Below are 12,834 nucleotides of genomic sequence, written 5' to 3'. Positions count from 1 at the left end.
CTGAAAGCCATTCCAGCGTTTTTCCGCAATGGTCAGAGGATTAGTCTGCCGGCACTGAATTTTCCTGATCGATTGCCGGAGTCTTCCCATGATCCTTCATTACATTTACGACCCTTTGTGCGGCTGGTGCTACGGCGCCAAACCGTTGGTGCAAGCGGCCCAAGGCGTGCTGCCGGTGGTCTCTCACGGCGGCGGCATGATGAGCGGTGCCAACCGCCAAACCGTTTCCCCACAACTGCGCAGCTACGTTATGCCCCACGACCGACGCATCGCCGAGTACACCGGCCAGCCATTCGGCGACGCGTATTTCGAAGGTCTGTTGCGCGATGGGACGGCCGTGTTCGATTCCACGCCGCCGATTGCGGCAGTGCTGGCAGCCGAACAGCTGGCGGGGCGCGGACTTGAGTTGCTGGGGCGTTTGCAGACGGCTCACTACGTGGAAGGTCGGCGCATCGCCGATGAGGCGGTTTTGGTGGAGCTTGCCAACGAGATCGGCCTCGAAACTCAAGCCTTACAGTTGGCATTCAAAGAAGTGGAAACCGATCGCCATATAAAAGAGAGCCGCGCACTCTTGGCCAATGTCGGCGGCCAGGGTTTTCCGACTTTCGTCCTTGAACAGGATGGCCAATTCACCCTGGTCGATATCGGCCCCTGGCTCGGCAAGCCGCAAGCGTTCGCGCAATGGTTAAGCCAATCGCTTCCCGCACAAACCTCGTCAGCCCCCGAACAAGCTTGTGGCATCGACGGCTGCGCCCCTTGAATTCATCCGGAGTCACCATGGACAACCTGAGCCTGATCAAAAGCACCTACGAAGGCGCCAACTCCCAGGAAAACGCACGCAACACCGCGGCAGCCCTGGCCGCGGATGCCCGCTGGACCGAATCCGCAGGCTTCCCTTACGCCGGCACCTACGTCGGTTTCGATGCCATCGTTGAAAACGTGTTCAAGCGCCTGGCCACCGAATGGGATGATTTTCAGTTGAAGATCGAGGACTACGTCGCACAGGGCGACAAGGTGTTTGCCTACGGTAATTACAGCGGAATCTACAAGGCTACTGGCCTGCCGATGAATGCTCGCGTTGCTCATTTGTGGACCCTGGCCGATGGCAAAGTTACCCACTTCGAACAGTTCGTCGACAGCCATACGGTTCAACTGGCGATTGCCGGCCAGTAATTGCTTAGACGATTTTCAGCTTTCCATAGACGATTCATGAAATTGACACACCCTTCAGGGCACGGCTAGCATTCGCCCAACGCCTGTGGCTAACCGCCATGACTCAATAAAATAATAAAAAAGGCCCGCCACGATTTTCCCGTGGGCGGGCCTTTTTGTTTTGGGGTGAAAAAAGAGTGCGATAGCGCCATTTCAGCCGTTCGCCACAGCGCGTATCAACCGGTAATAAGGAAAAGAACAAAATGTTGAATAAGCGAATCAGCCTGATCGCTCTGGGGATGTTGAGCGCTACACAGGCCATGGCTAACGACCAGGCCGAATCCAAGGGATTTGTTGAAGACAGCAGCCTCAAAGTGCTGCTGCGCAACGCCTACATGAATCGTGATTACAAAGACGGCAACCCGGACAAAGCCGAATGGGGCCAAGCGGCCATCGGTACGTTCTCGTCTGGCTTCACCCAAGGCACCGTCGGTGTCGGTGTGGATGCTTTCGGTCTGTACGCACTGCGTCTGGATGGCGGCAAGGGTCGCACCGGCGCTCAAGGCATCGACTTTTTTAAAAAGGGCGACAGCGGCAACGCGGCTGACGACCTGTCCAAGGGCGGCGCAGCAGTCAAATTCCGTCTCTCCAGCACCACGCTGACCTACGGCGACCAGATGCCGGCCCTGCCGGTGCTGAGCTACGACAACGTGCGCCTGCTGCCAGAAAGCTACACCGGCACCTTGATCACCTCCCGGGAAATCAAAGGCCTGGAGCTGAACGCCGGTCGTTTCACCGCCGAGTCGCGCAAAAGCGCTGAAGGCCGTGACAGTGGCGGCCTGAAGTCGATCAACGTGTTGGGCGGTAGCTACCAGTTCACCGAACAATTCAAGGCTGCGCTCTACGCATCCGACGTTGAAGACGTGTTGAAGAAGCAATACGTGAACGCCAACTACGTGTTCCCGATCGACAAGGATCAGTCCCTGACCCTGGACTTCAACGGCTACCGCACCAAGCTGGATGATTCCTACGTCCGCGAAAACGGTCTCACCGGTGACGACAACAAGATCTGGAGCCTGGCAGCGACCTTCGCCACCGGCCCGCACTCGTTCACCCTCGCTCACCAGCGCAGCACCGGCGACAGCAACCTGGGCTACGCCTACGGCGGTTACCAGAAGGATCAAGGTCGCGTCGGCGACGGCGGCAACACCATCTACCTGTCGAACTCTTACTGGTCCGACTTCAACGCCGAAGACGAGCGCAGCTGGCAGTTGGGCTACGGCCTGGACTTCACCGCATTCGGCGTTCCTGGCCTGAGCTACAACTTCGCCTACGTGCGCGGTGACAACATCACCACGTCCACCAGCGAAGGCGGCACCGAGCGCGAAATCTTCAACCAGTTCAAGTACGTGGTGCAAAGCGGCCCGGCCAAAGACCTGAGCGTGAAACTGCGCAGCTCGATCCTGCGCGTCTCGCAGAAATCCAGCGAGTACAACGTCAGCGGCAACGAAGTGCGTGTGTTCGTGGATTACCCGATCAACATCTTCTGATGATCGATTGAGTATTCAACACTCGCTAAAAAACCCCGACTGGTTCGGGGTTTTTTTTCGCGTGACAATCATTCAAAAACGCATAAAACGGCCATTTTCGATCGTGAAAAGTCGATTTAAAGCAACGTGATGCTCCGTTTCAAGCAGCGCTTGATATGCCTCAAATTCTTTCTCATGGACGTAAATCCTGCGCTCTCTAGATTAGGCTGCTAAATGTACGGAGATTTTTGAAAATGATCGTTTTGAACAAAGAAGTGGGCGAATTTCTACGGCGTGACAAATATGCCAACGTCCAGGGTGCTGACTTCAATCTTTTCGGTCATTTCAACGATTTCGTCAGATTGACCAGAAGTTGGGAAAACATGGAGCCGGACAGTTACTACGGTCAGGCCGAGGCGGGCATGCGTTATCGTCGCTACAGCGATTTTGAGTACAACCCGGTCACGCGCGACCTGAAGCAGCTGGAACACCGCGCTTATGTTCAGTCCAAGGCCAACAACAGCTACGTTGGCGGAATGGTTCGGCACTTCCAGGATTTCTCCGATGAGATCATCAGTTCACCGGTGATGCGCAGCCTGATCGACACCGACTTCGAAGTGTACAAAAACGTTTTGCCACCTGAGTTGCACGAGGAAATCTGGCAATGCCAGATTCATCAGATCCGCATCGAGATCAAGCCTGGCAAACAACTGGAAATCACCCCGGAGGGGATTCACTGCGACGGATATCCGTTCAGCGGCGTGCACTTCTGGGGACGCAATAACGTTGAAGGGGCGGAGAGTCGTTTATACGACACGGAAAACCAGGAACACCTGGCCTCGACGACGTACCAGGAAATCCTCGACACCACCTATTTTCTCGATCGCGACATGCGTCACTACGTGACACCGGCACGCAACACCCATTCTCACGACATGGCGTACCGGCAGATTCTGGCGATCTCTTTCTCGCGGCCCGGGACCGCTTTCGACATTGTTCGCTGAACAGTACAACACCGTGACCAACCTCGCCGAGTGCCCTGCACCGGTGATGTTGCGGCGCACCACGGCCAAGGATGCACAGCGCCTGGAACGCTTCTTTCGACAATTCGAAGAAGTATCTTTCTGTGAATGGCAGGACGCCAAATGCCTGCGCAGTGTGCTCGTGCAGAAGACCACTACTGCGTTTATCGCACTGGATGCCAGCGGCGAAATCGTCGGCGCGGTGTTGGGCGGAATGCTCGGCAGTCGCGGCACGATCAACCATTTGGCAGTGAGCCCGTTGTATCGCAGCCAAGGCGTCGGTCAACGACTGGTTGAATCCGCGTCGGCCGATATGAAACGTGTGGGCGTGCTGCGGATGTTCCTGTTTGTCGACGATGCTAACCTTGCCGGCCAACGCTTTTGGAGTGCCCAGGGTTTTTGCGAACCGCGCGGCGAAAGAACATTTGAGAGGGACCTATGAATGAGACGTCCAGCAGCCAGCCGCTGATGGTCGAGCCGCACGCGTCGCGCACTTTCGCCGAAGCCAGCCCGGTGGTTGCGGGTTACTTCACGGTGTCGTTTGTGTTCGGTTTGATGGCGGTGAATGCCGGGTTGCCCGTGTGGCTGCCGGTCGCCATGTGCCTGTTCGTGTATGCCGGCGCTTCACAGTTTGCCGCCCTGGCGCTGATTTCCAGCGGCGCTTCGCTCACCACCATCATCCTCACCACGTTTCTGATCAATGCGCGGCACATGCTGATGTCGGTCTACATGGCCAAGGCGTTGCAGGCAATGGGTCTCAGTCGGTTTGAGCGTTGGTGTTACGCGGGCGGGCTGACCGATGAGTCGTTCGCCTTTCACAGCGTCAAACTGGGCAAGGGATCGCCCGTCAACGTGCGTTACCTGATCGGTTTCAATCTTTACTGCCACACCTCGTGGGTGCTCGGCGGTTTGCTGGGGGCGATTTGCGCTCAGTACGCGGCGCACTTGATCCAGTATCAGCTCGACTACGCGCTGACCGCGATGATGCTTTACGTGCTGGTGTCGCTGTGCAACACACGTAACAAACTCATCGCTGCGCTGGCCGCCGTCGCTTGCATGGGCGCGCTGAGCCTGGTCGGCAGCTCGCCCTTCAACGTATTTATTGCCACATTCGTGGGCTGCGGGGTGGGTGTATGCCTGACCAAACGTTCCTGATCCTGGTCGTCGTGCTGATGATGGCCGTGACCTTCCTGCCGCGCGCGTTGCCGCTGCAAGTGAACACCGACCATTGGCCGCCCTTCGTCGCCCGGGCGCTGGAATACCTGCCGGTGGCGATCGTCGCTGCAATCAGCCTCACGCCGTTGTTGATCAAGGATCAGCATGTGCAGCTCGATCGCCCGGAATTTTATGCCGCGATTCCGACGTTGTTATGTGCGTATTTCAGCAAAAACCTCTTTCTCTCCGTTGCGGTGGGAACGGCTGCGTACATTGCGCTCGGCTCGTTCATGTAGCGGGAGGTCGACCACATCGTGCAAGGCCTGACCCGACAACTCCGGATTGTTGATCGCCAGCCGCACTTCGAGGGCATCCTCGAAACCGGGGAAAATGGTCAGGCCGTTACGCTGGGCTGCGTCCCGCGAGACCATGCCGAGGCCGTCCATTTGCGTGATCAACGACAGCGTCAGGGTTTCGCTGCACGAGTAAACCATCCGCTTGCCCGATTCGTAATTGCCCAGACCGGCATCGAGAAAGCGCAGGAAGCTGTGGGAATACGGACAATCGTCCGCCGGACGCACCTGAAACTTGTTGCCGAGCAACACCAGCGGATCATGTTCCTGACCGCAATGCGCACCGACCACCTGCACCTGGACATCGGGCAGGATGATGCTGGGCAACCCCGGCTTCTGCGGGCCGATCAACACGGCCAGGTCAAAGTCTTCATTCTTCAACTTGCTGAGGTTTTCCATCGACTCGGCGTAGCTGAATTCCAGCTGATAGACGGGAAACACCTCAATCAGGCGTCCGATCATTCGCCGATTGAAGTCAGCCGACAGCGTCGTGTTCAGCGCCACCTTGAGCGTGCGCTGCCCAGGCACCTTCAGCGCGGCCACTTTTTCTTCCAGTTGCCGCGTGGCGACCAACACCTTGTCCATGTAAGGCGTGAGTTCCGTGCCCTGCGGGGTCAGGGTCAACCCCTTGTTGGAGCGACGAAACAACCGAAAACCGAACTGCTCTTCGACCTTGTTCAACTGCGCGGCCAACGCCTGCACGGTTAAACAGGAATGCTCTGCCGCCGCCGACAAAGAGCCGGTCTGCACAATGCGCATCAGGTTGCGTAGGGTTCTGCTATCCATTGGGTAATGCCCTCTAAAGTGGGCTGGCTATTGTTGAGTACCTGGCCGTCGGTTGGGCGATACGTGCTGGCTATAATCCTGCACATGAACACGCTTGTCCCGAGTTTAGTAGCGAAATGATGCTGCGTCCGATGGCTGGAGGCTTACATAGAGTCGAGGTTTTTGGGGAGGGGCGGGTGATCAGGGGCAAAAAAATGCTCGGACCGGGAGGTTTGGGCATTTTTTTTGGGATTATTTACACACAACCACGCCATTTCTTACGCCAAGCATGCCGTCCTCTACACGGATATCAGAAGTCTCCCAGTCACAAAAGGGATTCGCCTGATTTCCATCCAATACTCAAATCGCTGAAATGTCGGCTCATCAATTCGAGACTTTGCCTCGAATTTGAACCCATTGGATATCACGGCAGACGCCCGCATCCACGACGCGAGCGTATAGATACCGATGGATGTAGCAGGGATAAAGGAAGCGCTCGGTCAACAAAACTGGAAAAACATTGGCTTGCCAGACATTCGGGATATCCCACTATCGCTACTGGCATCCGATGTGCGAGAGCTGCCCGGTGCTGTCAATCTTGACCACGCCTTGAAACAGGTCGCGCTCGGATTTGGATTACAGGACGGGGCTGACGCTGTATTGCTCGAAACGCCGTACGTTTCGATAACGGTTCGCCGCCAATATCTTTTGCATATCGTAGAAAAACGCCAGAACGCCCGAGAGCGCTTCACTGAATTCGCATTGGATACAGTGCGGAATCCATTTGAGATTTGGCGCGTTTCCTACAACGATGGGTCTTATCGTCTCGCGTTCATTGGGGTTTACCACACGAAGTATCAAATGCTGGTAGTCATCCACGTTGATCATGGAAACGTTCTGTGGAATTTCATGAACTGCGATAGGAAGGCTTTGAACAAGCACCGGCATGGGGATTTGGTTTATCAAAGATATCTTTTCCCCAGACAACAAAAGCAGCCTGATTAGGCTGCTTTTTTTGAAATGGTTGCTTGATATTGTGCTCCCTCAAGCAGGGGAGAAGAGGTCTCACCCGAGCGCTGATTTTCAGGTCATCAACGGGGTTCCTAACGCCGACTATTGCCACCTGAAGGCAGTCGGTTTCGCGCTCTTGAGCCGATTCTCTGCCACATAGGGTGCTCATGTCAACCGAACCGAGAACCATGCGCCGGTATCTGTCGTGATCAAGAAAAAGCTGCGATGCGGCATCCGCACTTCGCCACATCTCCTCCATAAATGATCAAAACGATCATTTGAATGATTGGTTTGCGCAATTATGGACGATCACCTAAGATAATTTTGACTGACTCAATCATAAAATGATCGATCCGGTCAGTTTTCGAGGTGATAAACGTCTTACCAAACAATTATAAAAGGAGACCCTCGTGGCCCAAATTCCTATCAAGCGCACCATTGAACGCATCCCTGGCGGCATGATGATTGTCCCGCTGCTGATCGGTTCGCTAGTCGCTACTTTCCTTCCCGACACACCGAAGTTTTTCGGCTCTTTCACCAATGCACTGTTCACCGGGGCGTTACCCATCCTCGCGGTGTTCTACGTTTGCATGGGCGCGAGCATCAATATCAAGGCCACGCCGTACCTGCTGAAGAAGGGCGGCACGCTGCTCATCACGAAAGTCGGCATCGCTGTGCTCATCGGCATTGTGCTCGGGCATTTCCTGGGCGAGCAGCCGATTTCATCTGGCCTCTTCGCCGGTATATCGACATTGGCGGTCGTTGCCGCAATGAACGACACCAACGGCGGCTTGTACATGGCGCTGATGGGTCAATACGGTCGATCCGAAGACGTCGGCGCCTATTCGGTCATGTCCCTGGAGTCTGGTCCTTTCCTGACGATGGTCACCCTGGGTATCGCTGGTCTGTCCGCATTCCCGTGGCCGACGCTGGTGGGCAGCATCCTGCCGCTGGCCCTCGGCATGCTGCTGGGCAATCTTGACCGTGACATGCGCGATTTCCTGGCCAAGGCTGTTCCAGTCATGATCCCGTTCTTCGCCCTGGCTCTCGGCGCCAGCCTGGACTTGCATAACGTCTGGCAAGCCGGTTTGCTGGGTCTCGGCATGGGCGTTGCGGTGGTCGTGCTGACCGGCATTCCGCTGTTCTTCGCCGATCGTTTGACCGGTGGCACGGGCGTCGCCGGTGTTGCCGCAGCCACCACGGCCGGGAACGCCGCAGCCGTTCCTGCGCTGATTGCGGCGGCCAATCCGGTGTACGCCGAAGCAGCCAAGAGCGCGACCATTCTGGTGGCCGCCTGCGTCGTAGTCACTGCGATTCTCGCGCCGCTGCTGACTGCCGCCGTGGCCAAACGCGTACAGCAGCGAAATCCCATCGTCATACCCGAGCCGGGGATCGAACCTCAAAAGCAGGAGGCCTTGCGATGAGGATTCTGATCATCGCTGACGATCTGTCCGGCGCGGCGGATTGCGCCATCGGCTTTGCAAGCGCGGGGCTGCAAACGGTCGTCACGCTCGACCCCTTGAATGACAAGGTCGACGCTCAGGTGATCGCCGCTGATACGGACACTCGGCGCCTCTCACCGGCGCAGGCTGCCGAGCGCACCGTCGCCGCGTTCAAGGCGCTGCATCAACCTGGGCAGCGGCTGTACAAGAAAATCGATTCGACCTTGCGCGGCAACTGGGCGGCCGAAGTCGCCGCCCTGCAACCGTTGGCCGGTCTGGCCATTGTCGCCCCCGCGTTCCCCGCCACCGGGCGAACGTTGCGCGGCGGTCGAGTGTTCGTGAACGGTCAGCCGCTGGAAACCACCGATACCTGGAAACTGGAAAACGCCGACCGTCCGGCCGACGTCGAAGCGATGCTGTTTGCTGCAGGCCTGAGCACCGCAAAGCTGGACCTCGACACCTTGCGTGGCAACGAAAAAGCGCTCGAGCGGCACATTGCCGAGGTCGCCCGCAGCGGCACGCAGGCATTGATCGTCGATGCGCAAACCGAAGACGACCTGCTGACCCTCGCTCGCATGACCGCCTCGATGGAGCAGCCGCTGTTCTGGATCGGTTCGGGCGGCTTGGCGCGGGAAATCGCCAGTCTTCCTGCCAGCCTTTCTGATAGCTCCGAAGTACGTTTCACGGCCATCGAACCCGATGCCCTCGAAAAAAGTCAGGCGCCGATTCTGATACTCGTCGGCAGCCTATCCGGCGTCTGCGAGCGACAGTGCGCGTTGCTTAAAGAACGTGGCGGTGTCAGCGAATTGGTCGTCCCGCCTGAAGTCCTTCGCCAGGGCACCACCCATGGCGATTGGGTGCTCTGGCAATCGCGCATCGGCGAGCAACTGGACGGCTGGAGTGACCTGCTGCTGCGCATCGGCCGCGATGAAGCGTTCGATCCCCAAGAGGGCGCGCAACTTTCAACCTCGCTGGCCGTATTGGTCGAACCGCACTTCGCCAAAGTCGGCGGCCTGATCGCCACGGGCGGCGAGACGGCACGCGCCATCTTGACCACCGTCGGCATCGACAGCCTGCAACTGCTGACCGAAATCGAAGCCGGCGTCGCCTTCGCCCGCCCGACCGTTTCCCGGCAGGGCCACCGCCCCGGCATCGTTATCAAAGCCGGCGCGTTCGGCACCTACAACGCCTTGTATGCGGCATGGCAACACCTGAGCGACAGCGTCGATCGCTCCCCGCCCCAACGCACACGAATCCAAGGACTCGAATGAACACTATGAGCAACTACCTCCCCATCATCGGCATCACCATGGGCGACGCCACGGGTGTCGGCCCGGAGATCATCGTCAAGAGCCTGACTCATGACGTCGTCTATCAACAATGCCGGCCGCTGGTGATCGGCGATGCCCGCCGTCTCGAACAGGCCAACGTCATCGTCGGCGGCAGCGCCAAAGTACGTCGCATCGAGGACGCCTCCCAGGCCTTGTACGAGGCCGGCACCATTGACTGCATCGACCTCAACCTGATCCCCGACGACCTGCCGTTCGGCGAACTGTCGCCGATCGCCGGTGACGCCGCCTATCAATACATCGCCCGCGCGGTGCAACTCGCCGAGGCCAAACAGATCGACGCGATCTGCACCGCGCCGCTGAACAAGGAGGCGCTGCACGCCGGCGGCCACAAATACCCCGGCCATACCGAAATGCTCGCGCACCTGACCAACGTCGATGAAGTTTCGATGATGCTGGTCGCCCCGCAACTGCGGGTGATTCACGTCACGACCCACATCGGCATCATCGACGCGATCCGCAAGATCGAACCGGGCCTGGTCCAGCGCACCATCGAGCGCGGCAACGAAACGCTGATCAAGGCAGGCATTGCCCGGCCGCGAATTGGTGTGTGCGGGATCAATCCCCATGCTGGTGAAAACGGCTTGTTCGGCTATGGCGAAGAGGAAGAAAAAATCATCCCTGCAGTGAAGCTGCTGCAAGAACGCGGCCTCGATGTCACCGGCCCACTGCCGGCCGACACACTGTTCTTCCGCGCCGGCCGCGGCGATTTCGATCTGGTGGTGGCGATGTATCACGACCAAGGCCACGGCCCAGTCAAGGTGCTGGGACTTGAAGCGGGCGTGAACGTGACCGTCGGCCTCGACGTAATCCGCACCTCGGTTGACCACGGCACGGCTTTCGACATCGCCGGCAAGGGCATTGCCGATGAACGCAGCCTGCTCGAAGCGCTGCGCCAGGGTGCGGAGCTTGCCACGCGACGGGGATGAGCCGCGCGGGCGCTGTCGTGTAAGATCGACCACCGTCCCCACAACGAGACCCGCCATGAAAGCCTCCGAACGCCACCGCGCCATCCTCGATCTCGTACGCATTGGCGATGCCAACGTCGAGCAATTGAGCGCGGCGCTCGGGGTCTCGGAAGCGACGGTGCGACGCGACCTGACCATGCTCGCCAAACAGCGGCACCTGGTGCGAACCTATGGCGGCGCCACTTCGGTTGTCGGCGTTCACGAGCCGGAAGCCTCACTTGAAGAACGCAAGACGTCTCAGTGGGAGCAAAAAGATGCCATCGCCCAGGCTGCGGCGGCTCACGTCCAGGACGGCGACACTGTGCTACTCGATGGCGGCACCACCTGTGCGGCGCTGGCCCATCATTTGTGTTCGCGACAAGACGTGCATGTGGTGACCAACAACCTGCTCGCCGTGATGACTTTGGCCAATGCGCCGGGGGTGCGATTGACATTGATTGGCGGCGATCTACGCGGTTCGAGCATGAGCACTTTGGGGCCGTTGGCGGAGCTGACGTTGAGTCGGTTGAGTGTCGACAAGGCGTTTCTTGGTGCGGATGGCGTGGTCGCGGAGTTTGGGTTGTGTGAGGCGAGTGCGCAGCAGGCGTATTTGAAGGAATGCATCATCAAGCGGGCGGCGCAGATTGTTGTCCTCGCCGACACCGACAAGCTTGGGCGCGCGCGGCAACAGCACTGGACGCCGATTGAGCGGGAGTGGCGGTTGATTACTGGCTCAACCGCGGATGAAGCAGCGCTTGCGCCGTTTTATGCGCTGAAGCAGATCACTGTGCAAACTGTGAGAGTCGATAACGCTTAAGGTTGTGAACGTTTTTGTGCAAAAGACCCAATTTATGATCGTTTTTATGCACGTGGATTCGTTTTTGCGCAAAAGGCATATGCCAACGCCCTCTCATTGATGCAAAAAGCCCCGATTCATTCGTAATGCTGTGCACTTGAGCGCTAACACCTGAATTTGTGGCGAGGGGATTTATCCCCGTTCGGCTGCGAAGCAGTCGTAAATCCAGACAACTTAGTATGTCTGAAAAGACGCTGGGGCCGCTTCGCAGCCCAACGGGGATAAATCCCCTCGCCACAAATGTGGGCACCCTCGCTTAAGTCAGCATTGCGATTCATTCGGGGCTTTTTTATGCGTGCGATTTAGATCCTCACGATACGACGTTACTGGCTCGGTTGTTACATGGCGCGTCTAGCACCTTCACCACATCATCAATGATCGCCTTACTCATATCCTGCAAGTAATGCGATGCCCAGGTGTGCCAGTCGGTGTCGCGAACCATGGCCGCGTCTGACGCGAGCAGTTTGGCGACGTGGAGCAGATCGGAGGCGTGAGAGAGGGCTGCGATGACCGGGACGCCGACGTTGATGCGGAACAGCGGTTGATTGGCGTGGTAGGAGAAAGGGTTGAGGCCGATGGTTTTCAGGTCTTGAGGGTTGGTCATTGGGCACCTCCGGATTTTGGGCGGTGGTGGGTGGTGACCGGTGTAGCAGAGATAGAAGTCTTGAACGGATCAATAGCGTGCATTTGCAATACTCCGAAATCAAAGTAGAGCTGCCGCGTTCGTTCTCAGGCGAATGGGTGGCAGCTGTGCGCAGGCTGAGAAACCGGTATGCACGACCCGGCAGACCCGAAGGTCTCCCACGCACAGCCGCCATTGCACGGAAATGCAGGCACAAAAAAACGCCGGCAATCGTGATTTAGGGCGCTGGTGCGCGCGCATATTACCCGGGTTCTCAGGCCCGGTCGCTGAATTGGCAGCGACGATCTGAAGGTAGTTTGAGGGAGAGGGATGCGCAATCGTGGCTAGGTGGTGGTGTGGTTTGAAGGTTTTAGTGGTTTTTATGGCTGAGCAATAATTATTGCTCAGCCATAATTTCCATAATTTGAAGAAGGCCTGCTGAGGCCTAGTCGACTTGCTGCAGGAGGCATCAGGAATGGACGTTGAGTTGGATCAATTCCAAAAGGATTTGCTGGAATCTGTACGCGAAATGACTGGGAGCCGAACCCCTCCTATCGCTGAGGATGGCCGTCAATGCGGGAGCGGTTTGGACTCACACATGTCGTCGCCAGCGACACGTCCTCATAACGTG

At 57.7% G+C, this 12,834-nt stretch carries 14 protein-coding genes; 12 read left to right on the top strand and 2 right to left on the bottom strand.

Annotated features, from left to right (window positions below; genetic code table 11):
* Nucleotides 1-88 precede the first annotated feature (88 nt).
* The 7 genes from ACYZT6_RS24760 (at nt 89) to ACYZT6_RS24730 (ending at nt 5,154) form a co-directional block, all read left to right on the top strand.
* Entirely contained in the window at nt 89-760 is a 672-nt protein-coding gene (locus tag ACYZT6_RS24760) for a DsbA family protein (protein WP_462029010.1), read from the top strand.
* Between the two features lie 17 nt (nt 761-777).
* Entirely contained in the window at nt 778-1,173 is a 396-nt protein-coding gene (locus tag ACYZT6_RS24755; protein WP_462029009.1) for a nuclear transport factor 2 family protein, read from the top strand.
* 242 nt (nt 1,174-1,415) lie between these two features.
* Nucleotides 1,416-2,702: an OprD family porin gene (locus ACYZT6_RS24750; protein WP_462029008.1), complete on the top strand. Its 1,287-nt coding sequence runs from the start codon at nt 1,416-1,418 to the stop codon at nt 2,700-2,702.
* A 233-nt stretch (nt 2,703-2,935) separates the two neighbouring features.
* Nucleotides 2,936-3,685 carry a 2OG-Fe dioxygenase family protein gene (locus tag ACYZT6_RS24745; protein WP_462029007.1) on the top strand — a complete coding sequence of 250 codons (750 nt, stop codon included), beginning with the start codon at nt 2,936-2,938 and terminating at the stop codon, nt 3,683-3,685.
* 46 nt (nt 3,686-3,731) lie between these two features.
* A complete protein-coding gene (locus ACYZT6_RS24740) occupies nt 3,732-4,145 on the top strand; it encodes a GNAT family N-acetyltransferase (RefSeq protein WP_461989147.1) in 414 nt (137 codons plus the stop codon).
* Nucleotides 4,142-4,858, top strand: a complete 717-nt coding sequence (locus ACYZT6_RS24735) for an AzlC family ABC transporter permease (RefSeq protein ID WP_462029006.1) — start codon at nt 4,142-4,144, stop codon at nt 4,856-4,858. The genes ACYZT6_RS24740 and ACYZT6_RS24735 overlap by 4 nt, the downstream gene beginning before the upstream one ends.
* Nucleotides 4,837-5,154 carry an AzlD domain-containing protein gene (locus ACYZT6_RS24730; RefSeq protein WP_010464672.1) on the top strand — a complete coding sequence of 106 codons (318 nt, stop codon included), beginning with the start codon at nt 4,837-4,839 and terminating at the stop codon, nt 5,152-5,154. The genes ACYZT6_RS24735 and ACYZT6_RS24730 overlap by 22 nt, the downstream gene beginning before the upstream one ends.
* On the opposite strand, the gene ACYZT6_RS24725 is transcribed toward ACYZT6_RS24730, so the two are convergent.
* On the bottom strand, nt 5,071-5,997 hold the full coding sequence (locus ACYZT6_RS24725; protein WP_462029005.1) for a LysR family transcriptional regulator: 927 nt from the start codon (nt 5,995-5,997) through the stop codon (nt 5,071-5,073). The two genes, ACYZT6_RS24730 and ACYZT6_RS24725, sit on opposite strands and share 84 nt — an antisense overlap.
* Before the next feature lie 447 nt (nt 5,998-6,444).
* Here ACYZT6_RS24725 and ACYZT6_RS24720 point away from each other — a divergent pair, with 447 nt between their 5' ends.
* The 5 genes from ACYZT6_RS24720 (at nt 6,445) to ACYZT6_RS24700 (ending at nt 11,542) form a co-directional block, all read left to right on the top strand.
* Nucleotides 6,445-6,981, top strand: coding sequence for a PBECR2 nuclease fold domain-containing protein (locus tag ACYZT6_RS24720; RefSeq protein ID WP_462029004.1), 537 nt, complete (start codon nt 6,445-6,447; stop codon nt 6,979-6,981).
* A 416-nt stretch (nt 6,982-7,397) separates the two neighbouring features.
* Nucleotides 7,398-8,411, top strand: coding sequence for a 2-keto-3-deoxygluconate permease (locus ACYZT6_RS24715; protein WP_462029003.1), 1,014 nt, complete (start codon nt 7,398-7,400; stop codon nt 8,409-8,411).
* Nucleotides 8,408-9,700 (top strand): four-carbon acid sugar kinase family protein, encoded by a 1,293-nt coding sequence (locus ACYZT6_RS24710; RefSeq protein WP_462029002.1) that lies wholly within the window; start codon nt 8,408-8,410, stop codon nt 9,698-9,700. Before ACYZT6_RS24715 ends, ACYZT6_RS24710 begins: the two co-directional genes overlap by 4 nt.
* 5 nt (nt 9,701-9,705) lie before the next feature.
* Nucleotides 9,706-10,707: a 4-hydroxythreonine-4-phosphate dehydrogenase PdxA gene (gene pdxA / locus ACYZT6_RS24705; protein ID WP_462030008.1), complete on the top strand. Its 1,002-nt coding sequence runs from the start codon at nt 9,706-9,708 to the stop codon at nt 10,705-10,707.
* Nucleotides 10,708-10,762: 55 nt separating this feature from the next.
* Entirely contained in the window at nt 10,763-11,542 is a 780-nt protein-coding gene (locus ACYZT6_RS24700; protein WP_462029001.1) for a DeoR/GlpR family DNA-binding transcription regulator, read from the top strand.
* Between the two features lie 349 nt (nt 11,543-11,891).
* Here the strand turns inward: ACYZT6_RS24700 and ACYZT6_RS24695 are convergent, their stop codons facing one another.
* The gene (locus ACYZT6_RS24695; protein ID WP_462029000.1) at nt 11,892-12,185 is read right to left on the bottom strand and encodes a DUF3077 domain-containing protein; all 294 of its coding nucleotides are present in this window, start codon (nt 12,183-12,185) and stop codon (nt 11,892-11,894) included.
* Between the last annotated feature and the right edge of the window lie 649 nt (nt 12,186-12,834).

It is taken from the genome of Pseudomonas sp. RT6P73 (genome assembly GCF_054897715.1).
Note: the sequence above shows the minus strand (reverse complement) of the source record. Positions and strands in the feature narration are given on the sequence as shown.